Here is a 25,900-nt window from a genome sequence, read left to right on the forward strand (position 1 = left end):
GGGTGATCAATGACCAAAGGCAGGCGCATCGCGCTGTTCATCGTGCTGTTCGCGGCAGTTGTCGCGGCGGTGGTGCTGTTGTTCCAGCGGCCGATCGGCCTCTGGCTGTTCGAGCGCGGAGCGGCGCAAGCTGCCGCGCGCGATCGGCTTGCCGACCTGCCCGACGGGCTGCATGTCGCGCTCTGCGGTACAGGATCGCCGCTGCCGAGCCGCGATCGCGCGGGAGCATGCACCGTCGTGATCGCAGGCAAGGCGATGTTCGTCGTCGATGCGGGCGAAGGCGGGGCGCGCAACATTTCCATGATGGGGCTGCCCAACGGCAAGATCCGCGCGCTGTTCCTGACCCACTATCATTCGGACCATATCGACGGGCTGGGCCCGATGATGCTGCTCCGCTGGACCGCGAGCGGCAACACGGCGCCCCTTCCCGTCTACGGCCCCGACGGCGTCGAGGCGGTGATCGGGGGCTTCAACGCGGCCTATGCCGCCGACAACCGTTACCGCACCGCGCATCACGGCGCGGTCGTCACTCCGCCGGCGGCGGCGGGTGCGACCGCCATGCCCTTCGCGATGCCGGCGGCGGCGACGGTCGTCTATGAAGCCGATGGGCTCAAGGTCACCGCCTTCCCGGTCGATCATCGTCCGGTGCAGCCCGCGGTGGGCTATCGCTTCGACTATAAGGGGCGGTCGGTGGTGATCAGCGGCGACACCGCGCCTTCGGCCTCGCTCGAAACCGCGGCGAAGGGTGCCGACCTGCTGATCCACGAGGCGCTGCAGCCCGAGATGGTGCAAGAGCTTTCCGACCGGTTGAAAGCGGCGGGGCGCCCGATGACGGGGCAGATCATGCACGACATCCTCGATTATCACGCCAGCCCCGCACAGGCCGCTGACAGTGCGCGGCGTGCAGGGGTGAAGATGCTGGTGCTGAGCCATATCGTCCCGCCCCTGCCCTCGCGCGCCTTTTATGCGGCGTTCCTCGACGGGGCGGAGAGCCATTTCGATGGACCGATCGTCGTCGGCGAGGATGGGCAATATTTCTCCTTGCCCGCAGGAAGCCGGGAAATCGAGCGCGGGAGCTGGTTTTAGCGTCGCGTGACGAGAATCAGCGCACCGTCGCTGGCATAAGCGCCCCGGCGTTCGGCGATCGACAGGATGACGGGGAGCACCGCACCCTCGCGGGTGACGAGCTCGGATGCGATACGTGCGGGCGCGCCCGTGCGGAACAGGTCTTCGAGCGCTTCGGCGAAGGCATGACGCTCGCCGAGTGCGAGCAAGGCCGAAAAGCGCACCCGCCGCATCGCGGCCTCGTCGACGCCGACCATCGCGGCGAGCGCGGGGCTGGCCGCCTCGATCGCCTCGCGAACCGAGATGCGGGCATGACCGACGCCACCGTCGGCATCGATCGCGGTCGCGAGCGCGCGCAGCGCATCGCGCTCGGCAAGGTCGCCGATCCCCTCGCTGACGTCGCGCAGGATCAGCGCGCCGCCGACCGGCAACGGAACGAGATCCGCGCGCAGCCATTGGCGCGGGCGCAGCAGCCCCGGCACCTCGCCCGCGAAACGCTGGCGATGGTCGATCATCCGCGCGACATGCGGGAAGAGCAGGTTGCTCTCAAGGCCCGGAAGCGCGCTGGTCAGCGTGTTGCCGATCAGTGCCGGGGCGGCGCATTCGAGCATGTCGGACGCGGCGGGATTGACCGCGACGATGCGGCGCTGCCGGTCGACGACCAGCACGGCATCGCGGACCGCGTCGAGCAAGGCCGATTGCGAATCCCGCAGAACATCTACGGTCGCGGCTTCCTTTCCATCGAGCTTGCGGTAGTCGTCGAGCGAGATCAGCACATGCGCGTCCTTGCCGTGGTGGGTCACGACGACGGGCTCGCGCGCCGCCTGCATGCGCCAGTTCGCGAAATCGCGGATGAATTCGGCCGCCGGGACGCGCCGGGGATCATGTTTCGATGCCATGCCCACCTCCAGCGTCCCTTATGGGCTGCGTCGGCGCACTTACGGCCAGAAAACCAGTCCATTCCCGCGCCGGGGCGGATCGATCAAACGAGCCGCGCGTGGCCGCAGCGCAGCGCGTTGACGCGTGCATCGGCCTCGCCGAGGTGGACGCCGAGCACGTCGGTCAGGCTTTCGAGCACGCCGTCGAGCACCGGCGCGGCAGCGCCCACCGTCGTGTCGACCAGCGTCGACAGCGCCTTGGCGTTGAGCCCGAGCCCGAGGACATTGACCTTTAGTTCGAGCTGATTGCCGAGCGATTGGGCGGCGCCCGCAACCAGGCCGCCGCTTTCGACGGTCTTTACCGTCCCGGCCGCAATATCGTCGCGCGAGAAGGAGAGCGGCTGCTCGGAAAGATCGGAGGCATCGAGCTTTGCCCCGCCGTCGATACTGATCAGCGGCAGGCCAACGAGACGCGCGGGGCGCGGCTCGAGCGGGCGCTGCATATTCTGGAAATCGGCGGCGCCGACCGACCCGATCGCGACCATCGCGGGCGAGGTGGTGACCGAGAGCGCAACCGCATCGCTCGCGCCCTTGCTGCAATCGATGTCGGTGATCCGCGCCGAGGCCGACCCGAGTTCGGCGACAATCGGCAGATTGACGCTTGCGAGGGGCGTCGCGATGCGCGTGCCGATCTTGAGCCGGACCTGCGCGGTGCGGACGATCACCACCTGATCGTCGGTGACCGCGATCAGCGGCGAGTTCGCGGGCGGCTCACCGACAATCAGCGCGACGTCGATCCCCGATCCACCCGGCAGATCGCTGGCAAGCGACAGATCGAGCTGACGGTTGGCGTTGCCGAGCAGCAGCATCGCGCGCATCAGGCTGAGCAGATTGACCTTCACCGGATTGGCGGCATCGGCGCGAATGCTCGACGCGCGTGGGCCGAGGTCGATCGCGCGCGAGGGGATAAGACTGGTCGGCACGGCGCTTTCGGCGATCTGTCCGACGGCCGCGGCCGCCTGTCCGTCGCTCGCGCTCGCCAGTGCCGAGAGGATTTGCGGCATGGTGACCCAGCTGTCGAGGGTCTGGCCGAAGGTCAGCGCGTCGGCGCCGATCTGGGTGCGAAGCGCTTCCGAAAAGGCGAGCAGGTCGACGTCGGCGCTGGCAAGCGCCTGATAGTCCATCAGCGAAAGGTTGAGCTGGCTCCCGGTCAGCGCCGACAGCAAGGCGTTGGGTACCCCGCCGTGCACCGCCGCGACGCGCGAGCCGAGCGAAAAGGCGGCATAGCCGCGCCGCGCCCCGGTCGCGGTCGCATGGACGTCGCGTGCATCGCTGCCGGCGAAGAGACGCGCGAAACTGAGCGGATGGCTGCGCGCCAGCGTGATCCGCACCGCGTTGGGCGACGCGCCGCCCGCGGCGAAACGTTGCTCGGCGGCGATCGTGGCGTCGGCGGTGTAACTGCCCTCGGTGAACGCATCGATGCGGATGCCGCAGTCGCAATTCGCCGTGATGATCCGCTCGGCGGCCGCGCGTTTTTGGTCGGGATCGGCCGCAGCGGCGGCGAGCGCCGCGGCATCGGCTATGCCTTGGAGTTCTCGGCGGTCGAGGTAGAGCGCACCAACATCGACCGCGAGCGCCGCCGACCCGATCAGTGCGGTCAGGCTGAAGGCGCTGGCGATGCTGATGCCGGCGCGAGTGTCGGCGGCGAGCGAGCGAAAGGAAGAAAGCGGCATGCTGGTCACTCCGCAGGCAGTTCGAAGGTTGCGTCGGCGCGGATCACATTGCCCGGCGACGGCACGAACGAAGACCGGATGAAGGCGCCCTCGGGCACGGTGAAGGTCACCGCGACGGTCACCGCTTCGGCGGTTTCTGACACGGCGACGGAGCGGGTCGCGGGCGACACTCCGCGCACCCCGGCGAGACTGCGGTCGACCGCGCGCGTCGCGACCGCAAGCCGGTCGGCGGCGTCGAGTCCGGTGATCGCGGCGCGCGCGCCGTCATTCGCCGCCTGCTGGACGCTGTGCGCGAGCATGAAATATTGGCCGTAGACGAGGATGCCCATCAGCAGCGCGAGGAAGATCGGCAGGACGAGCGCCATCTCCACCATCGCCGCCCCGCGGGCGTTGCGGGCGAGGCGGCCGATGGCCAGCGGCGAAGCTATGATGGTCGGATAGGTCATGCCGCCAGCATGACGGCTTCGGCTAAAAGACAGGTCGCAGCGACGAGCGCGCCGTTTTGCGTATTTTACGAAGAGTCGAAACGAGGCGGAGCCCTGAAATCCACCCGGGTTGCGCCTTGGTTACGGAACGATGGCCATTCACTCTCCGCGAATTTCGTGATTCCGGCACAGGCCGGAATGACGGTCGATCAGTCCGCTCGCCGGCTATTCCGCCGGCTCGGGCGCGATCTTGTCCTGGGTGCGCAGGTCGAAGTCCGAGGCATCGTGCCGCTCGTGGAGCTGGCTCGCGGGGTCGCCGGTCACGCGGTTGACCATTCGCCCGCGCTTGACCGCGGGCCGCGCGGCGATCTGGTCGGTCCAGCGCTGGACATGCTTGTAATCCTGTACCTGCAGAAATTCGCCCGCATCATAGACCAGACCCTTGGCGAGCGCGCCGTACCACGGCCACACCGCCATGTCGGCAATGCTATAGTCGGCGCCGCCCAGATATTCGCTCTCGGCCAGTCGGCGGTCGAGCACGTCCATCTGGCGCTTCACCTCCATTGCATAGCGATTGATCGGATATTCCTGCTTCGTCGGCGCATAGGCATAGAAGTGACCGAAGCCGCCGCCGAGAAAGGGCGTGCTGCCCATCTGCCACATCAGCCACGACAGCGTCTCTGCGCGCTTCGCGGAATCGGTCGGCAGGAAGGCGCCGAACTTCTCTGCAAGGTAGATCAGGATCGCGCCCGATTCGAACACGCGAATCGGCTCGGCGCCGCTGCGATCGACGAGCGCGGGGATCTTGCTGTTCGGGTTGGCGCCAACGAAACCGCTCGAAAACTGGTCGCCCTCGCCAATATTGATCAGCCAGGCGTCATATTCGGCGCCGCCATGCCCCGCCGCGAGCAGTTCCTCGAGCATCACCGTGACCTTCACGCCATTGGGCGTGCCGAGCGAATAGAGCTGGAGCGGGTGCAGGCCGATGGGAAGGTCCTTGTCGTGGGTGGGGCCGGCGACGGGACGGTTGATATTGGCGAAGCGCCCTCCGCTTTCCTTGTCCCAGGTCCAGATTTTCGGCGGCACATATTCGCTCTGGTCGGTCATCGCGGCAGCTCCCGTAATTTCATACTGATCGGTATTTAAGCATCCGCCGCGACGCCGTCCACCCGTCGGGGCTCAAATAATCCCTGCCGCGCGTAAAGCCGAAATCGTTTCGGCGTCATATCCCAACTCCGCAAGGATCGCGTCGCTATGTTCCCCGACCTGCGGCGCGCGCGTGGGCGGCACCTTGGCGCTCGCCGAAAGCTGCACCGGCGCGCGGATGACCGGTGCGGGGGCGGGGGTGCCGGGATAGGCCGCGGGTTCGACGAGCCCCATCGCGGCGACCTGCGGATGCGACAAGGCGCCGGCGGGCTTGACCACCGGCGCCGCCGGGACGCGCGCGGCGGCGAGTTGGGTGATCGCCGCATCGCTGGTCCGCTCGATGCACCAGGCCTGCATGATCGCGCTCAGCTCTTCGCCATTGTCGCCGCGCAATATGTCGCTCGCGAAGCGCGGGTCGTCGATCAGGTCGAGCCGCCCGACCAGCTCGGCCCAGCGGCGAAAGATCGAAGCGCCGACGATCTGGGTGACGATCCAGCCGTCGCGGGTGCGGAACAGGTCGGTCGGCCCCGAACTGTAGCTGCGATTGCCGATCGGCTGGCGCTCGATGCCGTTCAACGCATGGTCGATCGTCAGCGCGTTCGACATGGCGAGCGCGGTCGCGAACAGCGACCCCGACACGCACTGCCCCTTCCCCGTCGCCTCGCGTTCGCGGAGCGCGAGCATCACCCCGAAGGCGCAATGCAGCGCGGTGCCGAAATCGACATAATTGACCTGTGCGCGAAAGGGTTGGTCAGGCGTACCGGTCAGATGAACCGCGCCCGACATCACCTGCCCCACCGCATCGAAGCCTACGCGTTCCGCGAGCGGCCCTTCCCTTCCGAAGGCTGAGGCCGCGGCCAGAATGATGCGCGGATTGATCGCGGACAGGCTGTCATAGTCGAGGCCGAGCTTGACCAGCGCATCGTGCGGCAGGTTGGCGACGACGACGTCGGCGGTGGCGACCAGGCGGCGCACGATCTCGCGGCCTTCGGGGGTGCCCGGCCTCAGTGTCAGGCAGCGCTTGTTCCGGTTCATCTGGAGGAACATCGCGCCCGACCCGTCGGCGGCAACGGGGACGGTGTAGCGGTCGTCGTTGCCGCCCGGTGCCTCGATCCGGATCACGTCGGCGCCATAGTCAGCGAGCAGCGCCGCGCAATAGGGGCCCGCGATATAACGCCCGAAATCGAGCACTTTCAGTCCGGTCAGCGGCACGTCGCCCCCTCTTCTTCTCGGCGCGCCCGCGAATCAGGCGGCAAATTTGCCAAGAGAGGCTTGCATGATCGGCGGACCGCCGCTAGGGGCGTCTGCCTCAGCGAGGAGAGTTGGCTGAGTGGTCGAAAGCGTCGCACTCGAAATGCGAAGTGCCGGCAACGGTACCGAGGGTTCGAATCCCTCACTCTCCTCCATTTTTTAACCGCGCCTGGCGTTCCACGCACGAACCGCCGCCATGGTCTTTTCGATATGGGCGCGCGGATTGCGATCGGTGTAGCTGAGCAGGATGGTCCCGTCCGGCGCGATCACGAACGACGTTCGGTCGGAGAGCGTCGTCTGCCCCGGACCCGGCATCGTGGTGTCGTATTTCGCCGCGACTTTGGCGCCCGGATCGGCTGCGACCGCGAATTTGCTGCGGCATTCCGACTTGGAAAATTCCGCGACGCGATCGATATTGCCCGCGGTGACGCCGACGACGCGCGCGCCGAGTTGGTTGAATCGGCTGTTCGCCTCGGCGAAAAGATGGGCCTCCACCGTGCAGCCCGGCGTGAAGGCGGCGGGGAAGAAATAGAGCACGACCGGCCCGTTCCTCAGCGTCTGCTTCAAGGACAGGCTGAAGGGCTTGCCGCCCTGCGCGGCGTTCAGCGTGAAGTCGGGTGCCTTCGCGCCCTGCTGGAGCGCCGCAATGCCCTGCGCCGGGATAGTCGCCAGCAGCAGGCCGAGGCCCAACGACATCGCGATCTTCTTCTGGATTTTCATAGGGGTCCCCCAACTCGAACGGGGGGAAGGACGCCGTCTGGACGTCCCTCCTCCCTATTCGTCGTCACGCGCCGCAAGGTTGCGATCGAGGGCCGGAATGATAAAAAAATTACGGCGCTTTTACCAGCCGCGCGTGTCAGCGCAGACTGACGCTGCCGGCCAGGGCGGAGCTTTGCTGCATCGCCAACGCGCCGACGATCGCGGCGATGATGAGATAGAGAATCGCCGCCACGACCACGACGACCACCGTATAGGCGACCGCCTTGTCCTCGGGCGCCTTCATCAGGCGCGGCAAGCCGAGATAGAGGAGATAGAGGCTATAAAGCCCGAGCAGCCCCAATATCTTCAGCGCCGGAACCACCGCGAATATTCCCGCGACCCAGCCTGCGGTGGCCGAATAGACCGCGACTTTCAGCGCCTGGATCGGGTTCTTCTGCCCGCCGAACGTCGGCGCCAGCGCGTCGATCACCAACGCGACGACATAGACGCCGATCAGCGTGAGCACATAGGAGAGCAGCGCGGACGCGATGGCGGCGCCCAGCGGCGGGTGAACCGTGATCGCGAGAAAATGATAGCCGAAGACCTGGCCACCGATCAGATGGGCGAGCGGGCCGATCGCCGCCAGTGCCAGCACATAGGGGATATAGAGCGTCTGGACGGTTGCCGTTTCGCCGTCGATCACCGCCCAGGTTTCCTTCGGCTTGACGATCATATCCTTCGCGCGCTGCAGTATATCGGTCATGTTGCGCCTTTCCCTTGTTGCGAAAAACGGACGATCCGCGCCCTTTGACCTCGGCGGATGTCGTATGGGGAAACTAACGCGGAATGGGCCGCGATTCTATGGCGCAGATCACAACAAAGGTCGGGAATCGCGGTGCGAGACAGGGCGATAACGCCTTGAATCATCCGCAAACGGGCATAAATTGACGATATGACAGCAAAGACTTCTTCGGACTTCCACGCCAAGGGCGATCAAGGCACCGTCATGCCGCTGATCGAGCGCGCGCGCTTCGCGCCCGGCGATATCGTGCGGCATCGGATGTTCGATTTCCGCGGCGTCGTGTTCGACGTCGACCCGGTCTTCGCGAACAGCGACGAATGGTATGAAGCGATCCCCGAGGCGATCCGCCCCGCGAAGGAACAGCCCTATTATCACTTGCTCGCGGAAAACGACGATTCCTCCTACATCGCCTATGTCAGCCAGCAGAATCTGGTCGGCGATTCCGAACATGGCCCGGTCGACCATCCACAGATCGAGGCGATGTTCGAAGGGCTCGACAAGGGGCGCTACCGCCTCCGCGCCATTCACCGCCACTGAGCGACCGACGCACCCGGCGAGCTGCCACCTCCCCATCGCAGCGTGACAGGGGGATCATGAGCCGCCTCAGGCCTTGAGCTTCCATCCCGACGCGAGCAGGCGGTAGGTCAGCGCGCCCAGCACGATGTTCACGGCGACGAGCGCGAGGAGCGCGGTCAGCACCGGATGGTGGATCGTCGAATCGACCGTGCCGATGAAGCCGTAGCGAAAGCCCATGATCGCATAATAGACCGGGTTGGCGTGCGCGACGCTTTGGAACCAGGGCGCGAGCCGGTCGATCGAATAGAAGGTGCCCGAAAGCAGCGCGAGCGGCGTGACCACGAAATTGGTCACCGCGGCGGCATGATCGAACTTCTCCGCCCATACCGAGGTGATGAGGCCGAGGAAGCCGATCATCGCCGCGCCGAGCAGGCCGAAGGCGGCGACCGCCCAGGGGTGCTGCGGCACGACATGAACGCCGGGCCAGGCCAGCATTGCGGCCCACAGCGCCAGCCCGACGAGGACCGCGCGGCTGATCGCGGCGCCGATGAGCGCGAGGATCAGTTCGCCGAAACCGAGCGGCGGCATCAGATAATCGACGATCGTGCCCTGGATCTTGCCGACGAGCAGCGAAAAGCTCGCATTGGCGAAGCTGTTCTGAAGCATCGCCATCATGATGAGGCCCGGCGCGACGAAATCGGCGAAAGGAACGCCGATGACGGTGCGCCCCGACCCGCCCAACGCGACGGTGAAAATGACCAGGAAGAGGAGCGTGGTGACCGCCGGGGCCCAGATTGTTTGCAGCTGGACCTTGAAAAAGCGCCGCACCTCCTTGACATAAAGGGCCTGCATACCGGGCACGTTGAGCGTGCGGATGTGCGGCACCCCCGGCTCGGCGAAGGCTGGTGTCGCGGTGGCGGGGCCCGAGTCGGCGCGCGTAATTTGGGGCTGGTCGTTCATGGCGTTCTCGCCTATCGCCTCCCCGACCTTACCGCAAGCTGGGCAGCCGCCGCGCCGATCCGTCCGGAACGGCCCGAAAGGATCGCTGCGCCGCCCGCGGCGTGAGACAATGAGGAATGTGAAGCATGTCATGGACTGACCAGCGCATCGAACAGCTGCGCAGCATGTGGGAAAAAGGCCTGACCGCCAGCCAGATCGCCGACGAGCTCGGCGGGGTCAGCCGCAACGCGGTGATCGGCAAGGCGCACCGCCTGGGGCTGAAATCGCGCCCGTCGCCGGTGAAGGCGACCGAGAAGGTCGTGAAACCCGCCAAGGCGCCCGCCACGCCCAAGGCGGCCGCGCCGGCCCCGCGTGCGGCCGCTCCCGTCGCGTCGCGCCCGGTGGCGACCCCGCGGCCCGAACCCAAAACCGCTCCCGACGCGGCGTCCGAAGACGCCGACGCCGAAGCTGCGCCCGCGAAGCCCGATGCGCCGCGCATCGTTTCGATCGGCCCCGGCGGCTTCATCCGCCAGGGACCCGGCGACCAACAGGCGCCGATTCCGCCCGCGCCGCCGCGCCGGCTGGTGCCCGCGAAGCCGAGCCCCGAGATCGCCGACAAGACGAGCCTGCTCGACCTCAACGACCGCATCTGCCGCTGGCCGATGGGGCATCCGGGCGAGCCCGATTTCCATTTCTGCGGGCAGGCGGTGAACCCCGGTTTCCCCTATTGCGTCGAGCATTGCGGCCGCGCCTATCAGGCGCAGCTGCCGCGCGGCACGCGTCGCCCGCCCCCGCCCCCGCCCTTCGGCGGACCGCGCGTGCGGTGAGGCCGTTCGGGCAGGAATTCGAATTCGCGCGCATGCTCGGCTTTCAGATGGTCAAGCGCGGCGACGGGCGGTGCCGGATGGCGATCGACGTCGAACGCGGACGCCATTTCAACCCGCAGGGCGTCGCGCATGGCGGCGTCGCCTATTCGCTCGCCGATACGGCGATGGGCGGCGCGCTGACCAGCGAGTTGCCCGACCACCTCTGGTGCGCGACGCTGGAGATCAAGTTCAACTACCATGTCGGGGTCGGCGAAGGTCTGCTGACCTGCGATGCTTCGGTGCTTCATCGGGGCAAGCGGATCGCCAATATCGACGCGCGCCTGTTCCAGCACGACCGCCTGGTCGCGAGCGCTAACGGCAATTTCGCGATCTTCGCGGCGCCGCTGGGGCAGTAGGTCGGTGGAATAGCTCCTCCGCGCGACCGTTTTGGGTGTGGTGAGTGGACGTTTCCATTCCATTGTGTACCCCGGCGAAAGCCGGGGTCTAGGGCAGTAGAAAGCCAGCACCGCGCGACGACGCCCTGGGCCCCGGCTTTCGCCGGGGTACATGTCGGATATGACCGCAACCGGTCGGAAGCGGACACATTTGCAGGCGAAACCCCCACAAGAAAGGGCGCCCGATCTTTCGATCCGGCGCCCTTCCCTGTCGTTTCCGATCGATCAGAAGCGGAAGTTGACCGATGCCCGCACGCTGTGGGTGCGGAAATGCGGGTCGCTGCGCTTGATGTCGGTGTCTTCGCCGAACGGGTTGGCGTCGGGCGCGGTGCCCTGCCCGACCTGGACGGTGTAATCATCGTCGTTGAGGTCGGTGTAGAGATATTCGAGGCCCAATGAGACATTCCTGGTCAGCATCGCTTCCGCGCCGCCGCCCGCCGAATAGCCCCAGGCGTTGGTCTTGCCGTTGTCGGCAAAGCTGTTCGCGCTGTTGGTCGTCGCGAAGCGGTTGTCCATCTTCGCATAGGCACCGCCGCCGGTGGCATAGAAGAGCACGCCGCCGCCGGGGGTGTAGCCCGCGCGCAGGCGGGCGCCGGCCTGCCAGTCGGCCTCACGGCTCATCGTGTAGCTCGCAGGCGTCGTGGAGAAGCCCGACACGCGGTCGCGCGCCTCGCTGCGGCCGCCTTCGAGAACGGCGCCGACGACGAAATTGCCCATCCGCTTGTCGTAGCCGAGGCGGGCCATATATTCGGCGCCATCCTTGTCATTGGTGCAGTCGCGGTTCGCGGTGCCCGTGGCGCCGCCACCACAGAATCCGGGCGAGAAGGCGTTGGTGCCGCCCGCGGTATTGACGGGGTCGCCATAGGTGCCGTCGAGGTCTGTGTCGAACGTCAGCGTTTCATGGCCGTCATTCGGTTGCATCGTGTATCCGCCGACGACGCCGATATAGGGGCCGTTGAAATCCTCCGCGGTGTCACGATCCTGGGCCATGGCGGGAACGGCGAGCGATCCGGCGGCCGTGGCGATGAGGAGAGATGTGAACTTCATATGTTTTACTCCGATATTTGATGGCCTTGCAGCCTTCCGGAAAACCCGCCCCTTTGCGCCGAAGTTCCTCCCCGTGCGGAAAACGGGACGAGCCGTTCTTGCGCCAAACGGCCGCAAAGCCGCTGAAAACCGCCCTTGCCAGCGGCCTTCGACACCCCCTATAGCCATGGCATGAGTCACGATTTGTTCGACAGCAGCACCCCGGCCGCCGACAGCTACAACGCTTCGCAGATCGAGGTGCTCGAAGGGCTGGAACCGGTCCGCCGCCGCCCCGGCATGTATATCGGCGGGACCGACGAACGCGCGCTTCACCACCTCGCCGCCGAGGTGATCGACAACAGCATGGACGAGGCGGTCGCCGGTCACGCGAGCCGCATCGAGATCGAGCTCGACGTCGGCAACCGGCTGACGGTGATCGACAACGGGCGCGGCATGCCGATCGACCCGCATCCGAAATTCCCGGGCAAATCGGCGCTCGAGGTCATCATGACCATGCTCCATTCGGGCGGCAAGTTCGAGGGCAAGGCCTATGCGACCTCGGGCGGGCTTCACGGGGTCGGCGTCAGCGTCGTCAATGCGCTGTCGACCGAAACCGAGATCGAAGTCGCGCGCGGCAAGCAGCTCTATCGCCAGCGTTTCTCGCGCGGGGCTCCACTCGGCGGGCTCGAGGAGCTCGGCCCGACGCCGAATCGCCGCGGCACGAGCGTGTCCTTCATCCCCGACCCCGAAATCTTTGGCGAGCATGGCCGCTTCAAGCCGCAGCGCCTCTATCGCATGGCGCGCTCGAAGGCCTATCTGTTCGCGGGGGTCGAAATCCGCTGGAAATGCGCGCCCGAACTGATCGGCGACGACACCCCCGCCGAGGCGGTGTTCCAGTTTCCCGGCGGGCTCGCCGACCATCTGAAGGAGCAGATCGGCAGCCGCGAATGCGCGACCGCCGAACCCTTTACCGGACGGCAGGATTTCCCCGACGGGCAAGGCCGCGCCGAATGGGCGATCGCCTGGCCGCTGTGGTCCGACGGCAGCTATAGCTGGTATTGCAACACCATCCCCACCCCCGCCGGCGGCACCCACGAAGCGGGGCTGCGCGCCGCGCTGACCAAGGGACTGCGCGCGTTCGGCGAGCTGATCGGGCAGAAGAAGGCGACGCAAATCACCGCCGACGATGTGTTCAACGGCGGCGAGATGATGCTGTCGGTGTTCATCCGCGACCCGCAGTTCCAGAGCCAGACCAAGGACCGGCTGTCGAGCCCCGAGGCCGCGCGCTTCACCGAGAACGCGATCCGCGACCATTTCGACCATTTCCTCTCCGACAATATGGACCGCGGCCGCGCGCTGCTGGGCCTGATCCTCGAGCGGATGGAAGAGCGGCTGAAGCGCAAGGCCGAACGCGAGGTGAAGCGCAAGACCGCGACCAGCGCGCGCAAGCTCCGCCTGCCCGGCAAGCTCACCGATTGTGCGAACGACGGCCCCGAAGGCACGGAATTGTTTATCGTCGAGGGCGACAGCGCCGGCGGCAGCGCCAAACAGGCGCGCGACCGCAAGACGCAGGCGATCCTGCCGATCCGCGGCAAGATATTGAACGTCGCCAGCGCCAGCGCCGACAAGATCCGCGCCAATCAGGAAATCGCCGACCTCGCGCTCGCGCTCGGCTGCGGGATGCGCAAGGACTGCGACGCCGACCGGCTGCGGTACGAGAAGATCGTGATCATGACCGACGCCGACGTCGATGGCGCGCATATCGCGACCCTGCTGATGACCTTCTTCTTTCAGGAGATGCCCGATATCGTGCGCGAGGGGCATGTCTATCTGGCGCAGCCGCCGCTCTATCGGCTGACCGCCGGGTCGACCTCGGCCTACGCCCGCGACGACGAGCATCGCGCCGAGCTCGAGGCGACCCTTTTCAAGGGCAAGAAGGTCGAGGTCGGCCGCTTCAAGGGCCTGGGCGAGATGAATCCGGGCCAGCTCAAGGAAACGACGATGGACCCGGCGACGCGCTCGATGCTGCGGGTCACGCTGCCGCAGGAGTATGAGGAGCGCCATCTGGTCAAGGATCTGGTCGACCGGCTGATGGGCAAGCACCCCGAGCACCGCTTCCAGTTCATCCAGGCCAACGCCGCGACGCTCGACGAGGCGGCGATCGACGCCTGAGGAAAATTTCCGCGCGCTCTGTCAGAAGTTTCCGTCGCCGCCGACTAAAGGAACATGCGACACGAAATTCCGGAGCGCGATGTGGACGAACGCGAACAGGATCGCGCCTTTGCCGAAGCCATCGAGCGCTTCGGCCCCGGTCTCGCCCGCATGGCGCGTGGCTATGAAGCCGATCCCGACCTCCGCCGCGACCTCGAGCAGGATGTACAGGTCGCGCTGTGGCAGAGCTTCGCCCATTTCGACGGCCGCTGCGCGCTGAGCACTTGGGTGTGGCGCGTAGCGCACAATCGCGCGACATCGCATATGCTGGCGCATCGCCGCCGCAACGCGCCCGGCTGGTCGAGCCTCGATGCCATCGAGATCGCCGATGCCGCGCCCTCCCCCTTCGACGCTGCCGAAAGCGGCCAGGCGATGGCGCTGATCCTGTCGATCGTCGAGCGGCTCGATCCGCCCGACCGCCAGATATTGCTTCTCTATCTGGAAGGCATTGCCGGCGCTGAGATCGCCGCGATCACGGGCGTTACGCCCGATATGGTGACGACCCGGATTCACCGTTTCAAATCCATGCTGACGCGCCGCTTCGCGCGCGAAGGAGAGCCTGTATGAGCCCGCCCGACGACCGGAGCCTGCACGCGCTGTGGCAGAGCGGTGCTGCCGAAATCGCGCCTTTGTCGCTTGCCGAGATAAAACGCCGCGCCGGCAGGTTGGGCGATGGCGTCGCGCGCCGCAACCGCCGCGAATATATCGCGATCGGCATCGTGGCGGCGGTGTTCGGCCTCTATGCGATCTTCCTGCCCGGATATTGGCTCAAGACCGGCAGTCTGCTTGTTATCGCCGGCGCGCTTTTCGTCGGCTGGCAACTCGCACGCCGTAGCTCGCGACTCGATCCCGATGCCGAAGCGGCCGACGTCCGGACCTATTACCGCACCCGCCTCGTCACCGAGGAACATATGCTGGCACGGGTCGGACGCTGGTATCTGGCGCCGCTGATCCCCGGACTCGCGGTCTTTCTGACGGGGATTGCGTTCGTCGCGTCCCTCTCGCCGCTCGGCTTCGCGGCGCTGGCAGCGATCCACGCCCTGGTGTTTCTCGGCATCTGGTTGCTCAACCGGCGCGCCGCCGCCATGCTGCGCGACCAGATCGCGCGGATCGACGACACCCCCTCTTCCAAAGGAGATAGCTGATGCCCCGCTTTCCGACGGCGATCCTGCTCGCAGCCGCGGCGACCCAAATTCCGGCTTCCGCATGGGCGCAGCCCACGCCGGAGACCGCAAAGGCGGGCGAAACGGCGTTCGACATGCGCGCAGCGCAGCTCGTCGACCTGCTCACCGGAAAGATCGCCTATGCCGAATATTTCACCCTCTCGTTCCAGCAGGCGGTGCCCGAAGCGCAGTTCAAGACGATCACCGCCAATCTGATCGCGCAATATGGTCAGCCGGTGGCGGTCGAATCGGCCAGCTCGACCGATGGCCGGCAAGGCATGGTGAAACTGCGCTTCGAAAAGGGTGTCGGCACGATTGCGCTCGCCGTGGGGGCGGGAACCGATCGGCGCGTTGAGGGGCTACGCATCCAGAACGTCGTCATGGCCGACGACAGCTTCGACCGCATCGCCGGCGAAATGGCAGCGCTGCCGGGCACGACCGGTTTCCTCGTGGTCGAACTCGACGGCCAGGCGATCAGGCCGCTCGCCGCCGCGAATGCCGACAGGCAGTTCGCGATCGGATCGACGTTCAAGCTCTATATCCTCGACGAGCTCGCGGCCGAGGTGGCGGCCGGCAAGCGCAAATGGTCCGACGTCGTCCCGCTCGCGCACCTCAGCTTCTCTTCGGCGGCGACGGCGAACTGGCCGAAGGATATGCCCGTCACGCTGCAGACGCTCGCCAACTGGATGATCTCGGTCAGCGACAATGGCGCGACCGATACGCTGATCCACCTGCTCGGGCGCGAGGCGATCGAGGCGCGTATGCGCGCGGCGGGGCACAGCGATCCGTCGCGCAACATCCCCTTCCTGACCACGGTCGAGGCGTTCGCGCTCAAGGGCAATAATTTCGCCGACTTGCGCACCCAGTTCGTCGCGGGCGACGACGCGGCGCAGCGGCGGCTGATCGATACGAACGCGGATCGGTTGGTGCTCGCCAATGTCGACGGGGTCAGCTTCGGCGGCAAGCCGCGCTTCATCGACAGCCTCGAATGGTTCGCGACGCCGAACGATCTGGCGCGGGCGTTCGGAGACCTCAAGGCGCAAAACGATCCGCAGGCGATGGCGGCGATGGCGATCAACAACGGGGTCGGCCCCGCCGCGTCGGCCGACTGGCGCTATCTCGGCTACAAGGGCGGCTCCGAACTCGGCGTACTGTCGATGAGCCTGCTCGGGCAGCGCAAGTCCGACGGGAAATGGTTCGTCGTCACCGCGAGCTGGAACAATCCCGATGCCGACGTCGCGGCGGAAACGCCGAACGGGATGGTCACGCGCCTGCTCGCGCTCGCGGCTAGATAGCGATCAGCCCGCCGTCAGTGCCGCGACCAGCGCCTTGACCTTCGCCTGCCGCCACTGCGGCGTCGGGGCGACCAGCCAATAGCCGCGCTTTGCGGCAAAGGGTTCGCGCACGACGCGCACGCGCCCGGCGGCGATATCGGCCTCGGCCAGCATCGCGGGGACATTGGCCTGCCCGAGCCCGTTGGCGGCGGCATCGATCGCCAGCCCAGCATCGCCGAGCCGCAACGCGGGTTCGCCCTCCTCGACCGGGCAGCCGGGCCAGGCGATGCGCGTCTCGCTGTCGCTTCCCGGGCCCGCGACGGTGACCATCGCCGCCTCGGCGAGCGCGACACCCTCATGCTCGCCCGAGCCGTCGGTCCAGAAGATCGCGAGGTCGAGGTTCGCCTCGGTGAAATCGATCCCGCCGTCGGCCGAAACGAGCGTGAAGCGTACGTCGGGCGCCTGCTGGCTGTAGCGCGCCAGGCGCGGCGCGAGCCATTTGGCGGTCAGATCGCGCGGCGCGGCGATCGTCAGCGACTGCGACGACTGCCCCGCCTGCATCGCGCGCACCGATTCCTCGAATTGCAAAAAGCCCTGGCGGAGCGCGTCGAGCCCGGCATTGGCCTCGCCCGTCAGCTCGAGCCCCTTGGGGGTACGGCGGAACAGGACGACGCCGAGCATGTCCTCGAGCGCGCGGATCTGTTGCCCGACCGCGGCGGGGGTTACCGCCAGCTCGTCGGCGGCGCGCGTGAAGCTCAGGTGCCGGGCGGCGGCATCGAACACGCGCAGCGCGTTGAGCGGAAGATGGGTGCGCTTCACGACGCGGTCGCCGGTGCCACGAGCGGGAAATGCGGAATGGCGACGAGCATCTGCGACCCGTCGCCGATCTCCATCATATAGCTGCCGACCATCGACCCTTCGGGAGTGGGCAGCGGACAGCCCGAGACATAGTCGAACGCGCCGCCGGGCGCGATCAGCGGCTGTTCGCCGACGACCCCCTCGCCTTCGACTTCGCTGACCTGGCCCTGACCATCGCTGATCCGCCAATGCCGGCTGATCAGCTGCACCGCCGTTTCGCCCTGATTCTCGATCCGGACGTGATAGGCCCAGAACCAGCGCCCGAGCGCCGGGTGCGACTGTTCGGGCAGATAGCTGACCGACACGCGCACCGTGACCGGCCCGGTGGTCGCCGCGAAGGGGAAGAAGGAGTCGATCATCGTCTCCACAGCGTCGCCTATAGCCCGACCTTGGTCAATGCCTGCTCCAGGTCGGCGATGACATCGCGCACGTCCTCGAGCCCGATGTTGATGCGCAGCAGGCCTTCGTCGACCCCCATGTCGAGCCGCACGTCGGGGCTGACGCCATAGTGGGTGGTCGTCCAAGGATGGCAGCAGAGGCTGCGTGCGTCGCCGATATTGTTGCTGATGTCGACCAGTTCGAGCGCGTTGAGGAAGGCCATCGCCTGGGCGCTGCCGCCGGGCAGCTCGAAGGCGAAGATCGGCCCGCACGCCTCCATCTGGCGCATCGCGAGCCCGTGCTGCGGGTGGCTGGCGAGTCCCGGGTGGAGCATACGGGAAACGCGCCCCTCGATCGCCTTGCCGACCGCGAGCGCATTCTCCGACTGGCGCCGCGCGCGCAGGTCGAGCGTTTCGAGGCCCTTCAGCACGACCCAGGCGTTGAACGGCGACAGGTTGGGGCCGGTGTTGCGCTGGAAGGGCAGCAGCACGTCGTTGATGAATTTCCCGGTTCCGCACACCGCGCCGGCGAGAACGCGGCCCTGGCCGTCCATCAGCTTGGTCGCCGAATAAGCGACGACATCGGCGCCGAAATCGAGCGGGCGCTGGAGCACGGCGGTCGCAAAGGCATTGTCGACGACACTGGTGATTCCGTGGGCGCGGGCGAGGCCGCAGACATGCGCCATGTCGACGATGTCGAGCGTCGGATTGGCCGGGGTCTCGAAGAAGAAGACCTTGGTGTTGGGCCGGATCGCCTTTTCCCATGCGTCGTTGTCGCGGCCGTCGACGACGGTCGATTCGATCCCGAAGCGCGGGCACAGCGTATCGACGAGCCAGCGGCACGACCCGAAGGCTGCCTTCGCCGCGACGATATGATCGCCGGCGGAAAGCTGGCAGAGCAGCGCGGTGGTCATCGCCGCCATGCCGCTCGCCTGCACCCGGCACGCCTCGGCGCCTTCGATCAACGCGATCCGCTCTTCGAGCATCTGGACGGTCGGGTTCTGCAGGCGCGAATAGGTCATGCCCTGCGCGTCGCCGCTGAAGCGCGCCGCGACTTGCTCGGCGCTGTCATAGCTGTAGCCCGAGGTCAGGAAGAGCGCCTCCGACGTCTCGCCATGCTCGCTGCGCCATGTCCCGCCGCGCACGGCCTGTGTCGCGGGGTGCCAGTTCTTCGTCGTGCCGCGATCGAAACCCGTCTTCTTCTTCATCGTTTCCGTCCGCCTATCCGTTCAGGGCCGCGACCACCGCATCGCCGAGCGCGGTCGTCGTCATGTCACCGCCGAGGTCGGCGCCCCGGCATCCGTCCGCCAATACCGCCGCGACCGCCGCCTCGATCCGCGCCGCGCTCGCCTCGTCGCCGCCCGAATGGCGGAGCAGCATCGCGAGCGACAGGATCATCGCGAGCGGGTTGGCGATCCCCTTCCCCGCGATGTCGGGCGCGCTGCCGTGGATCGGCTCGTACAGCCCCAACCGCCCCGCGCCAAGCGAAGCCGATGCGAGCAGCCCGATCGACCCGACGCACATCGACGCCTGATCGGACAGGATGTCGCCGAACAGATTGCCGGTGACGACCACGTCGAACTGCCCCGGATTGCGCACGAGCTGCATCGCGGCATTGTCGACATACATGTGTCTGAGCGCGACATCGGGATAGTCGGCCGCGACCTCGGTCACCACGTCGCGCCAGAGCTGCGAGGTTTCGAGGACGTTCGCCTTGTCGACCGAGCAGAGCCGCTTGTTCCGTCCCTGCGCCGCCTTGAACGCGACTTGGGCGATCCGCCGCACTTCGCTTTCGCTGTACGACATGACGTCATAGCCTTCGCGCTCGCCGCTCGCCGTGGTCCGGGTGCCCTTCTCGCCGAAATAGACGTCGCCGTTGAGTTCGCGGACGATCAGCAGGTCGATCGCCGAGGCGACCTCGGGGCGCAGCGCCGAGCTGTCTTCGAGTCCCGCGAACAGCTTGGCGGGGCGCAGATTGGCGAACAGGCCGAGTTCGGCGCGCAGGCCGAGGATCGCCTGTTCGGGGCGGAGGTGCCGCTCCACATTGTCGAAGCGCGGGTCGCCGACCGCACCGAACAGCAGCGCATCGGCCGCTTTCGCCTTCGCCAGCGTCTCGGGCGGTAGCGGGTGTCCGGTCGCTTCATAGGCCGCGCCCCCGACGAGCGCACGGTCGAGCGTCACCGGCAGCGCGAGGGCCGCGAGGACCTTTTCGGCCTCCGCCATGATCTCGGGACCGATACCATCGCCAGCCAGCAGCAGGATTTTCAACGCTTCGCCCTTTCGTGTCTCGCGAGCCGCTTAAGGAGCGGCGGCGAGTCACGCAACCGCCCTCTTGAGCCGGCCCACCAATCTTTCCCTCGCCGTCAGCAAGTCACGGTTGCGTCCTTCGATCAGATCGCGGTCGAGAAAATGGCCGGTGATCGCCAGCCCGTCGAGCACGTCGCCCAGCGCCGGGTCGCTGTCCGCGCCGCGAATAAAGGGGGGCAGACGGAACAGACGCTCCTCGTATCCGGCGGCCGCACTCGCGCTCACCGCCCCGCCCGATTTGGGGCTGACGAAGGCGAGATCGGTTTCCAATCCGGTCGCGACGCATTCCTCGAGGTTGAGCCCGAAGCCGAGCTCGGCGAGCAGCAGCAGTTCGTATCGCGCAAGCGCGGCTGCCCATTGCCGCGCCGACGCCGCTGCCCCGATCGCGTCAAGAACCGCCGACAACGCCGTATAGAGCACCGGATAGGGCTGGCTCTCGGGCAGGATCGCCGCGGTCACGCTGGTCACCCAGTCGATCGCCGCGGCGGGTAGTGGTTCGGCGAGCAACGGCGCGCGGCTCGTCAACAATTCGGCGGTGGCGCCCGCGAGCTGATCCTCGGTGCGCGCACGCAGTTCGAGCGCAACGAGGTTGCCCGGCACCAGGATCGGCCGCACCCGCCGCGACCGTCCGCCGCGGACATAGCCCGCAACCAGCCCGGCGTCGCGCGTCAGCGCGCGCAGGATCGCACCATGCTCGCCATGCGCGCGAACCGCGCAGACGATCGCCTCGGTGCTCAGGCTGGCCAAAGCACCATCTGCGTCTGGGTGACGAGCGCGACTTCGGTCCCCTCCTCGGTGCGGATACGCGTCTGCCAGACCGACAGCCGCTTGCCGATCTTCACGGGCGTCGCTTCACCGACGAGAACCGATCCCACCGGTCCGCCGCCGAGGAAATTGGTCTTGCTCTCGATCGTCGTCGTGCCGCTCGCGCCTTCGGGCAAGGTCAGGAAGGCGCCGACCGCGCCGAGGCAATCGGCAAAGGCCATGATCGCGCCGCCATGGACGATGTTCCCCGCGGTGCAGATGTCGGGCCGCACGGGAAGCGTGCCCGCGACGCGATCCTTCGTGCCTTCGTCGATGGTGACGCCGAGCGTCTTTGCCAGCGGCATCGCGGCTGCGAAATCCATGTCCCGTTCCTCTCAGCTTCCCGGATTGTAGAAATCATACACCGCCTGCGCGACGCCCGCGCTGACCCCCGGAGCGCGCTTCAGATCCTCGAGGCTCGCGCTGCGGATCGCGCGCGCGGTGCCGAAATGCATGAGCAGCGCCTTCTTGCGCGCGGGACCGATGCCCGGCACCTCGTCGAGCGGCGAGCTTCCCATCGCCTTCGCGCGCTTCGCCCGGTGCGCGCCGATCGCGAAGCGGTGCGCCTCGTCGCGCAGCCGCTGAATGTAGAAAAGCACGGCATTGTTCGGCGGCAGGGTGAACTCGCGCCCGTCGGGCAGGTAGAAGGTCTCGCGCCCGGCGTTGCGGTCGGGGCCCTTGGCGACCCCCACATAGGGCAGATCGTCGATCCCGAGCTCGGCGAACACCGCCGACACCGCCGACACCTGCCCCTTGCCGCCGTCGATGAGCACCAGGTCGGGCCATTCGCCCTTCGTCCGTTCGGGGTCCTCCTCGATCGCGCGTGCGAAGCGGCGCTGGAACACTTCGCGCATCATCGCGAAATCGTCTCCGGGCCGCGTCTCGGTGCGCTTGATGCTGAACTTGCGGTAAGCGCCCTTGATCCAGCCCTCGGGCCCCGCGACGACCATGGCACCCAAGGCATTGGTGCCCTGGATATGGCTGTTGTCGTAGATTTCGATGCGCTGCGGCGGCTCGTCGAGATCGAACAGCTCGGCGAGTTCGCGGCCGAGCTTCGCCTGGCTGCTGCTCTCGGCGAGCCGCCGGTCGAGTTCCTCGCCGGCGTTGCGCACTGCCTGTTCGAGCAGGCGCCGCCGGTTGCCACGCTGCGGCACGCCGATCTCGACCTTGCGCCCCGCCGTCTCGCCGAGCGCCTCGGCGAGCAGCGCGCATTCGGCGGGTTCGCGGTCGACGAGGATCAGCTTCGGCGGCGGCACGCCCTCGTAGAATTGCATGAGGAAGCTCGCCATCACCTCTTCCTCGGGAACCCCCGCGACATGCGCCGGGAAAAAGCTGCGATGCCCCCAATTCTGCCCGCCGCGGATGAAGAAGCCCGCGATGCAGAGCTGGCCGCCCTTCGCCGCGAGGGCGAAGACGTCGGCGTCGCCGAGCCCGTCGGCGTGGACCGACTGGCTGCCCTGGATGAAAGTCAGCGACTTGAGCCGGTCGCGCAGGACGGCCGCCAGTTCATAATCCATCGCCTCGGCCGCCTGCGTCATCGCGTCGCCCAACCGCTTCTGCACCGCGGTCGAGCGGCCTTCGAGGAAATCCTGGGCATCGCCGACCAGTCCGGCGTAATCCTCCTTCGAGATGCGATCGACGCACGGCGCCGAACAGCGGCGGATCTGGTAGAGCAGGCACGGCCGCGACCGGTTGGCGAAGAAGCTGTCGGTGCAGCTGCGCAGCAGGAAGGTTTTTTGCAGCGCGTTGAGCGTGCGGTTCACCGATCCGGCGCTCGCGAAAGGCCCATAATAGCGCCCCTTGGCGCGCCGCGCGCCGCGATGCTTCTGCACCCGCGGGAAGTCGTGGTCCATGCGCAGCAGGATGAAGGGGAAGCTTTTGTCGTCGCGCAGCAGGACATTGTAGGGCGGGCGATAGCGTTTGATGAGCTGCGCCTCGAGCAGCAGCGCTTCGGCCTCGCTGTTCGTCGTGACGATCTCCATCGCCCGCGTCTGCGCCACCATGCGCTGGAGACGTTGCGGCAGGCGCGCGACCTGGGTGTAGTTGGTGACGCGGTTCTTGAGGGCGCGAGCCTTCCCGACATAGAGAACGTCGCCCCGCGCATCGAGCATGCGGTAGACGCCGGGACGCACGGGCAGCTTCCGCACCACACCGCGAATGACCCCCGCGCCGCGTTCGAGGTCGGGCTTGTCGCCGTCCTCGCCACTGCCGCGGATCACATAGGTGGCTTTTTCTTCGTTGAACCGGTCGGGAGCATTGGGGCGAACCATGATCCCCATGTAGGCGAAGGCAATGCGGGCCGCCATAGCGTCGGAGGTAATGCGCCGCTGCTTTTCGCTACCGCGCGATCGATATCAGTCACGTCGGACCCCCGAATTAATTTTGCTTCGCGCCGCCGTTCAGCCCTCTTCCCGCCGCCCCGCACCTATGGCAGAGTTCGGCGGGCGCTTGATCAAGTGGGGGGATTCTCATGCGTTTGCTGTTGGCCGCCGTCGCGCTGTTGCCGCTCGTTCCGACCGAAGCGGCCGCCGAAAGCTGGTATCTTGTCGGGGGGAACGAAAATACCCGGACCTATGTCGATCTTTCGAGCCTGCGTCCGCTCGACAACAAGATGATCGGCGACATCCAGAGCGTCTATTCGACGCCGCTCGACGGCGACATCTGGGGCGTGAAGATCCGGCAGGAATTCGATTGCACCGGCAATTATTTCCGCACGCTGCAGTACAGCTATTATGGCGCCAGGGGCGCCTATATCGACACTGAGGCGTCGGAAACGATCAACGAGCAGAAGGTGCCCGCGCCGGACAGCATCAACGAAGCGGTGATGGAGTTCGTCTGCTACCGCACCGGCGGGACGCAGGTCGCCAATCCATTCGACGATGCCGCGGCCAATTTCTAGGGCAGCGCGCGATATTCGCCGTTAGCCGGGCACCTCCATAACAAAACGCCCGCGGCAATCCGCGGGCGTCTCGTGCCGGCAATATCGGACGGTCAGCCCTTGGAGACCGCCGCGATTGCCTGATCGACCAGCGCCTTGTCGGCCTTGGCGTCGTGCTTGGCCGCGATCAGCGTCGCCGCGGCGTCGGTCGCCGCTTTGGCGGCCGCGGTGCGGACCTCGGCGAGCGCCCCTGCTTCGGCCGCTGCAATGCGGTCTTCGGCCATCTGCTTGCGGCGCGCGATCAGCGCGGTCGCGTCGGCCTTCGCCTTGGCGACCAACGCTTCGGCTTCGGTGGTGGCACGCGCGCGCATTTCTTCGGCTTCGCGCGTGGCGTCGGCGAGCCGGGCTTCATACTCAGCCTTCAACGATTCGGCGTCGAGGCGAAGCTGCTCGGCTTCGTCGAGCTGCTTGCGGATCTCGTCGATGCGCTTGTCGAGCATCGCACCAAGCCCCGCGGGAGCCTTCTTCCAGACCAGCACGAGCAGGAAGATGGTCATCGCGAGCGCGACCCACCAGCTCGGTGACGACAGGAAGGCCGCGCCGCCGCCATGCGCCGCGCCCGCGGCTTCGGAGAGGATGAGTTCAACCATGGAGCACCGCCTTCACCGCCTGCTTCGCATCTGCCGCGGCGACCTTCACGCCCGAAAGCTTGGCGACCAGGTCGCCCGCCGCTTCGGCCGCGACAGCCTCGATCTCGGCCATCGCCGACTTGCGCGCCGCGGAGACGTCTGCCTCTGCAGCCGCGAGCTTGTCCGCCAGCTCGGCGTCGACCTTGGCAAGGCGCTTCTCGGCGTCGCGCGCCGCCTTGTCCTTGGCGTCCTGCACCGCGGCCTGCGCCGCTGCGCGGCTGAGGTCGCTCTGCTGGCGATACTGTTCTTCCAGCCCGTCGGCTGAAGCGTGCGCCGCCTTCGCCGCCGCCAGATCGTCGGCGATCTTGCGATCGCGCGCATCGACCGTCGCTTCGATCTTGGGATACATGCCCAGACCGATCACCACGAACACCGCGCCGAAAATCAGCGCGAGCCAGAAAAGCTGCGAGGCAAAATACCAGTTTTCAGCCAGCTGGTTAATCTGTGGCATCTATCTTCTTTCGCTTGACGACTGGACCGGAATCCGCACCCGGATGCGATGCCGCGCCGTCCCGCGAACCGGGATCGGCGCGGCGCCGGATCAGGCTGCCTTCAGATACAGCAGGATCGCGATCAGGAACGACAGCAGGCCCAGAAGCTCGGCGGCGGCGAAGCCGATGAACAGGCGGCCCTGCTGGCCGTCGGCAGCGGCCGGATTGCGCAGCGCGCTTTCCAGGAAGCTACCGAAAACATTGCCCACGCCGATCGCGGCCATGCCGGCGCCGATCGCGGCGAGACCGGCACCGATGAGCGTCGCTGCTTGTGCGTCCATGAATTTAACTCCTTGATATAATCGTTTGGTTTTAAACGGGATTAGTGAAGGTTGACCGCGTCGTTGATATAGAGCGAGGTCAACAGAGCGAAAACATAGGCCTGGATGCCGGCGACGAGCAGTTCGAGCGCGCTGATGCCGATCATCAGCGCCATGCTGGCGATGCCGACCGGCAGGCCGATTGCGGCGCCGGCACCCGAGCTCTGGACGATGAAGTTGGCGAACACTTCGAGCAGGACGTGCCCGGCGGTCATCGCGACGAACAGTCGCAGGCCGAGGCTGAACGGGCGCACCATGAAGGACACGAACTCGATCGGCGCGATGAAGGGGATCATCGGCCAAGGCGTGCCGTGCGGAACGAACAGCGAGAAGAAGTGCAGGCCGTGCCGCCAGAAACCGACGACGAGCACGATCGCGAAGGAAAGGACCGCGAGCACCCCGGTGATGGTGAAGTGGCTGGTGACCGTCAGCGGATGCAGGCCGCCGAGGGCAAAAGGCACCATTCCCAGGATGTTGCAGAACAAAATGAACATGAAGAGTGAAAAGACGTAGGGCGTATATTTGCGCCCTTCGGGCCCGATATTCGTCGACATCATCGACGAAATGAAGCCCGTGAAGCCTTCGACCGCCATCTGCCAGCGGCCCGGAACGAGCTGGCGCTTCATGCCGCCGAGCATGAACAGCCAGAGGATGACGGCGGCGGCGAGCATCCAGACGGCGCTGGTGGTCAGCCATACTTCCCGTCCGCCCGCCGCGAACAGCTTCGCGATCGGTTCGACGGTGAACTGGTGCATCGGGTCGAATTTACCGGCCTCAGCGGACACGC

Annotated in this window: 29 protein-coding genes and 1 tRNA gene; 10 read left to right on the top strand and 20 right to left on the bottom strand. The window is 66.7% G+C overall.

Annotation, left to right across the window (positions count from 1 at the left end; all coding sequences use genetic code 11):
• The first annotated feature begins 9 nt into the window (after window positions 1–9).
• The gene (locus CD928_RS21350) at window positions 10–1,086 is read left to right on the top strand and encodes an MBL fold metallo-hydrolase (RefSeq protein WP_095389124.1); all 1,077 of its coding nucleotides are present in this window, start codon (window positions 10–12) and stop codon (window positions 1,084–1,086) included.
• Here the strand turns inward: CD928_RS21350 and CD928_RS21355 are convergent.
• The 5 genes from CD928_RS21355 to CD928_RS21375 form a co-directional block, all read right to left on the bottom strand.
• A complete protein-coding gene (locus tag CD928_RS21355; protein WP_095389125.1) occupies window positions 1,083–1,964 on the bottom strand; it encodes a PAS domain-containing protein in 882 nt (293 codons plus the stop codon). The genes CD928_RS21350 and CD928_RS21355 overlap by 4 nt on opposite strands.
• 83 nt (window positions 1,965–2,047) lie before the next feature.
• The gene (locus CD928_RS21360; RefSeq protein WP_095389126.1) at window positions 2,048–3,676 is read right to left on the bottom strand and encodes a pilus assembly protein TadG-related protein; all 1,629 of its coding nucleotides are present in this window, start codon (window positions 3,674–3,676) and stop codon (window positions 2,048–2,050) included.
• 5 nt (window positions 3,677–3,681) lie between these two features.
• Window positions 3,682–4,122, bottom strand: coding sequence for a TadE/TadG family type IV pilus assembly protein (locus CD928_RS21365; RefSeq protein ID WP_095389127.1), 441 nt, complete (start codon window positions 4,120–4,122; stop codon window positions 3,682–3,684).
• A gap of 204 nt (window positions 4,123–4,326) precedes the next feature.
• Complete coding sequence (yghU, locus tag CD928_RS21370) at window positions 4,327–5,208, bottom strand: glutathione-dependent disulfide-bond oxidoreductase (RefSeq protein WP_095389128.1); 882 nt, start codon at window positions 5,206–5,208, stop codon at window positions 4,327–4,329.
• Between the two features lie 72 nt (window positions 5,209–5,280).
• Window positions 5,281–6,459 carry a CaiB/BaiF CoA-transferase family protein gene (locus CD928_RS21375; RefSeq protein WP_095389129.1) on the bottom strand — a complete coding sequence of 393 codons (1,179 nt, stop codon included), beginning with the start codon at window positions 6,457–6,459 and terminating at the stop codon, window positions 5,281–5,283.
• Between the two features lie 104 nt (window positions 6,460–6,563).
• Between CD928_RS21375 and CD928_RS21380 the strand changes: the two genes are divergently transcribed.
• Window positions 6,564–6,653 (top strand) — tRNA-Ser (locus CD928_RS21380).
• 4 nt (window positions 6,654–6,657) lie between these two features.
• Here the strand turns inward: CD928_RS21380 and CD928_RS21385 are convergent.
• Together CD928_RS21385 and CD928_RS21390 are read right to left on the bottom strand one after the other, a co-directional pair.
• Window positions 6,658–7,218 (bottom strand): peroxiredoxin, encoded by a 561-nt coding sequence (locus CD928_RS21385; RefSeq protein ID WP_095389130.1) that lies wholly within the window; start codon window positions 7,216–7,218, stop codon window positions 6,658–6,660.
• Window positions 7,219–7,354: 136 nt separating this feature from the next.
• Window positions 7,355–7,960, bottom strand: coding sequence for a Yip1 family protein (locus CD928_RS21390; RefSeq protein ID WP_095389131.1), 606 nt, complete (start codon window positions 7,958–7,960; stop codon window positions 7,355–7,357).
• Window positions 7,961–8,203: 243 nt separating this feature from the next.
• On the opposite strand from CD928_RS21390, the gene hspQ reads away from it, so the two are divergent.
• Window positions 8,204–8,536, top strand: coding sequence for a heat shock protein HspQ (gene hspQ / locus CD928_RS21395; protein WP_176473668.1), 333 nt, complete (start codon window positions 8,204–8,206; stop codon window positions 8,534–8,536).
• 66 nt (window positions 8,537–8,602) lie between these two features.
• On the opposite strand, the gene CD928_RS21400 is transcribed toward hspQ, so the two are convergent.
• A complete protein-coding gene (locus CD928_RS21400) occupies window positions 8,603–9,475 on the bottom strand; it encodes an ABC transporter permease (RefSeq protein ID WP_095389133.1) in 873 nt (290 codons plus the stop codon).
• 125 nt (window positions 9,476–9,600) lie between these two features.
• On the opposite strand from CD928_RS21400, the gene CD928_RS21405 reads away from it, so the two are divergent.
• Complete coding sequence (locus CD928_RS21405) at window positions 9,601–10,281, top strand: GcrA family cell cycle regulator (RefSeq protein WP_095389134.1); 681 nt, start codon at window positions 9,601–9,603, stop codon at window positions 10,279–10,281.
• A gap of 32 nt (window positions 10,282–10,313) precedes the next feature.
• Window positions 10,314–10,676 carry a PaaI family thioesterase gene (locus tag CD928_RS21410; RefSeq protein WP_255247293.1) on the top strand — a complete coding sequence of 121 codons (363 nt, stop codon included), beginning with the start codon at window positions 10,314–10,316 and terminating at the stop codon, window positions 10,674–10,676.
• 264 nt (window positions 10,677–10,940) lie between these two features.
• Here the strand turns inward: CD928_RS21410 and CD928_RS21415 are convergent, their stop codons facing one another.
• Window positions 10,941–11,762, bottom strand: a complete 822-nt coding sequence (locus CD928_RS21415; protein WP_095389136.1) for an outer membrane protein — start codon at window positions 11,760–11,762, stop codon at window positions 10,941–10,943.
• Window positions 11,763–11,933: 171 nt separating this feature from the next.
• On the opposite strand from CD928_RS21415, the gene parE reads away from it, so the two are divergent.
• From parE to CD928_RS21435, 4 genes are all read left to right on the top strand, one after another.
• Window positions 11,934–13,913, top strand: a complete 1,980-nt coding sequence (gene parE, locus CD928_RS21420; RefSeq protein ID WP_095389204.1) for a DNA topoisomerase IV subunit B — start codon at window positions 11,934–11,936, stop codon at window positions 13,911–13,913.
• Window positions 13,914–13,994: 81 nt separating this feature from the next.
• Window positions 13,995–14,519 carry an RNA polymerase sigma factor gene (locus CD928_RS21425; protein WP_217983812.1) on the top strand — a complete coding sequence of 175 codons (525 nt, stop codon included), beginning with the start codon at window positions 13,995–13,997 and terminating at the stop codon, window positions 14,517–14,519.
• Window positions 14,516–15,097, top strand: coding sequence for a hypothetical protein (locus CD928_RS21430; RefSeq protein WP_095389138.1), 582 nt, complete (start codon window positions 14,516–14,518; stop codon window positions 15,095–15,097). Before CD928_RS21425 ends, CD928_RS21430 begins: the two co-directional genes overlap by 4 nt.
• Window positions 15,097–16,410: a serine hydrolase gene (locus tag CD928_RS21435; protein WP_095389139.1), complete on the top strand. Its 1,314-nt coding sequence runs from the start codon at window positions 15,097–15,099 to the stop codon at window positions 16,408–16,410. Before CD928_RS21430 ends, CD928_RS21435 begins: the two co-directional genes overlap by 1 nt.
• Window positions 16,411–16,413: 3 nt before the next feature.
• Here the strand turns inward: CD928_RS21435 and CD928_RS21440 are convergent, their stop codons facing one another.
• The 7 genes from CD928_RS21440 to uvrC are packed head-to-tail and all read right to left on the bottom strand — an operon-like array spanning window position 16,414 to window position 23,005.
• The gene (locus tag CD928_RS21440; RefSeq protein ID WP_095389140.1) at window positions 16,414–17,208 is read right to left on the bottom strand and encodes a LysR family transcriptional regulator; all 795 of its coding nucleotides are present in this window, start codon (window positions 17,206–17,208) and stop codon (window positions 16,414–16,416) included.
• Window positions 17,205–17,606: a Co2+/Mg2+ efflux protein ApaG gene (gene apaG / locus CD928_RS21445; RefSeq protein ID WP_095389205.1), complete on the bottom strand. Its 402-nt coding sequence runs from the start codon at window positions 17,604–17,606 to the stop codon at window positions 17,205–17,207. The genes CD928_RS21440 and apaG overlap by 4 nt, the downstream gene beginning before the upstream one ends.
• Before the next feature lie 17 nt (window positions 17,607–17,623).
• Window positions 17,624–18,832 carry a PLP-dependent aspartate aminotransferase family protein gene (locus CD928_RS21450; RefSeq protein ID WP_095389141.1) on the bottom strand — a complete coding sequence of 403 codons (1,209 nt, stop codon included), beginning with the start codon at window positions 18,830–18,832 and terminating at the stop codon, window positions 17,624–17,626.
• Window positions 18,833–18,845: 13 nt separating this feature from the next.
• A complete protein-coding gene (leuB, locus tag CD928_RS21455) occupies window positions 18,846–19,892 on the bottom strand; it encodes a 3-isopropylmalate dehydrogenase (RefSeq protein ID WP_095389142.1) in 1,047 nt (348 codons plus the stop codon).
• Window positions 19,893–19,940: 48 nt separating this feature from the next.
• The gene (recO, locus tag CD928_RS21460) at window positions 19,941–20,678 is read right to left on the bottom strand and encodes a DNA repair protein RecO (protein WP_095389143.1); all 738 of its coding nucleotides are present in this window, start codon (window positions 20,676–20,678) and stop codon (window positions 19,941–19,943) included.
• Complete coding sequence (locus CD928_RS21465) at window positions 20,666–21,058, bottom strand: PaaI family thioesterase (RefSeq protein WP_095389144.1); 393 nt, start codon at window positions 21,056–21,058, stop codon at window positions 20,666–20,668. Before CD928_RS21465 ends, recO begins: the two co-directional genes overlap by 13 nt.
• A gap of 12 nt (window positions 21,059–21,070) precedes the next feature.
• Entirely contained in the window at window positions 21,071–23,005 is a 1,935-nt protein-coding gene (gene uvrC / locus CD928_RS21470; protein ID WP_095389206.1) for an excinuclease ABC subunit UvrC, read from the bottom strand.
• A 200-nt stretch (window positions 23,006–23,205) separates the two neighbouring features.
• Here uvrC and CD928_RS21475 point away from each other — a divergent pair, with 200 nt between their 5' ends.
• Window positions 23,206–23,634, top strand: a complete 429-nt coding sequence (locus tag CD928_RS21475; protein WP_095389145.1) for a surface-adhesin E family protein — start codon at window positions 23,206–23,208, stop codon at window positions 23,632–23,634.
• Between the two features lie 92 nt (window positions 23,635–23,726).
• Here the strand turns inward: CD928_RS21475 and CD928_RS21480 are convergent, their stop codons facing one another.
• The 4 genes from CD928_RS21480 to CD928_RS21495 all read right to left on the bottom strand — a co-directional run bounded on the left by CD928_RS21480 (window position 23,727) and on the right by CD928_RS21495 (window position 25,898).
• Entirely contained in the window at window positions 23,727–24,263 is a 537-nt protein-coding gene (locus CD928_RS21480; protein WP_095389146.1) for a F0F1 ATP synthase subunit B, read from the bottom strand.
• Window positions 24,256–24,753 (bottom strand): ATPase, encoded by a 498-nt coding sequence (locus CD928_RS21485; protein ID WP_095389147.1) that lies wholly within the window; start codon window positions 24,751–24,753, stop codon window positions 24,256–24,258. The genes CD928_RS21480 and CD928_RS21485 overlap by 8 nt, the downstream gene beginning before the upstream one ends.
• 90 nt (window positions 24,754–24,843) lie before the next feature.
• Window positions 24,844–25,074 (bottom strand): F0F1 ATP synthase subunit C, encoded by a 231-nt coding sequence (locus tag CD928_RS21490; RefSeq protein WP_067108963.1) that lies wholly within the window; start codon window positions 25,072–25,074, stop codon window positions 24,844–24,846.
• Window positions 25,075–25,115: 41 nt separating this feature from the next.
• Entirely contained in the window at window positions 25,116–25,898 is a 783-nt protein-coding gene (locus CD928_RS21495) for a F0F1 ATP synthase subunit A (RefSeq protein WP_095389207.1), read from the bottom strand.
• Window positions 25,899–25,900 lie beyond the last annotated feature (2 nt).

Source organism: Sphingopyxis sp. GW247-27LB, assembly GCF_002277025.1.
Classification (GTDB): domain Bacteria; phylum Pseudomonadota; class Alphaproteobacteria; order Sphingomonadales; family Sphingomonadaceae; genus Sphingopyxis.

Coding starts and splice junctions, on each gene's coding strand:
- CD928_RS21350 (WP_095389124.1), top strand. CDS start 10: ATGACCAAAGGCAGGCGCATCGCGCTGTTCATCGTGCTGTTCGCGGCA.
- CD928_RS21355 (WP_095389125.1), bottom strand. CDS start 1,964: ATGGCATCGAAACATGATCCCCGGCGCGTCCCGGCGGCCGAATTCATC.
- CD928_RS21360 (WP_095389126.1), bottom strand. CDS start 3,676: ATGCCGCTTTCTTCCTTTCGCTCGCTCGCCGCCGACACTCGCGCCGGC.
- CD928_RS21365 (WP_095389127.1), bottom strand. CDS start 4,122: ATGACCTATCCGACCATCATAGCTTCGCCGCTGGCCATCGGCCGCCTC.
- yghU (WP_095389128.1), bottom strand. CDS start 5,208: ATGACCGACCAGAGCGAATATGTGCCGCCGAAAATCTGGACCTGGGAC.
- CD928_RS21385 (WP_095389130.1), bottom strand. CDS start 7,218: ATGAAAATCCAGAAGAAGATCGCGATGTCGTTGGGCCTCGGCCTGCTG.
- CD928_RS21390 (WP_095389131.1), bottom strand. CDS start 7,960: ATGACCGATATACTGCAGCGCGCGAAGGATATGATCGTCAAGCCGAAG.
- hspQ (WP_176473668.1), top strand. CDS start 8,204: ATGCCGCTGATCGAGCGCGCGCGCTTCGCGCCCGGCGATATCGTGCGG.
- CD928_RS21400 (WP_095389133.1), bottom strand. CDS start 9,475: ATGAACGACCAGCCCCAAATTACGCGCGCCGACTCGGGCCCCGCCACC.
- CD928_RS21405 (WP_095389134.1), top strand. CDS start 9,601: ATGTCATGGACTGACCAGCGCATCGAACAGCTGCGCAGCATGTGGGAA.
- CD928_RS21410 (WP_255247293.1), top strand. CDS start 10,314: ATGCTCGGCTTTCAGATGGTCAAGCGCGGCGACGGGCGGTGCCGGATG.
- CD928_RS21415 (WP_095389136.1), bottom strand. CDS start 11,762: ATGAAGTTCACATCTCTCCTCATCGCCACGGCCGCCGGATCGCTCGCC.
- parE (WP_095389204.1), top strand. CDS start 11,934: ATGAGTCACGATTTGTTCGACAGCAGCACCCCGGCCGCCGACAGCTAC.
- CD928_RS21430 (WP_095389138.1), top strand. CDS start 14,516: ATGAGCCCGCCCGACGACCGGAGCCTGCACGCGCTGTGGCAGAGCGGT.
- CD928_RS21435 (WP_095389139.1), top strand. CDS start 15,097: ATGCCCCGCTTTCCGACGGCGATCCTGCTCGCAGCCGCGGCGACCCAA.
- apaG (WP_095389205.1), bottom strand. CDS start 17,606: ATGATCGACTCCTTCTTCCCCTTCGCGGCGACCACCGGGCCGGTCACG.
- CD928_RS21450 (WP_095389141.1), bottom strand. CDS start 18,832: ATGAAGAAGAAGACGGGTTTCGATCGCGGCACGACGAAGAACTGGCAC.
- CD928_RS21465 (WP_095389144.1), bottom strand. CDS start 21,058: ATGGATTTCGCAGCCGCGATGCCGCTGGCAAAGACGCTCGGCGTCACC.
- uvrC (WP_095389206.1), bottom strand. CDS start 23,005: ATGGTTCGCCCCAATGCTCCCGACCGGTTCAACGAAGAAAAAGCCACC.
- CD928_RS21475 (WP_095389145.1), top strand. CDS start 23,206: ATGCGTTTGCTGTTGGCCGCCGTCGCGCTGTTGCCGCTCGTTCCGACC.
- CD928_RS21480 (WP_095389146.1), bottom strand. CDS start 24,263: ATGGTTGAACTCATCCTCTCCGAAGCCGCGGGCGCGGCGCATGGCGGC.
- CD928_RS21485 (WP_095389147.1), bottom strand. CDS start 24,753: ATGCCACAGATTAACCAGCTGGCTGAAAACTGGTATTTTGCCTCGCAG.
- CD928_RS21490 (WP_067108963.1), bottom strand. CDS start 25,074: ATGGACGCACAAGCAGCGACGCTCATCGGTGCCGGTCTCGCCGCGATC.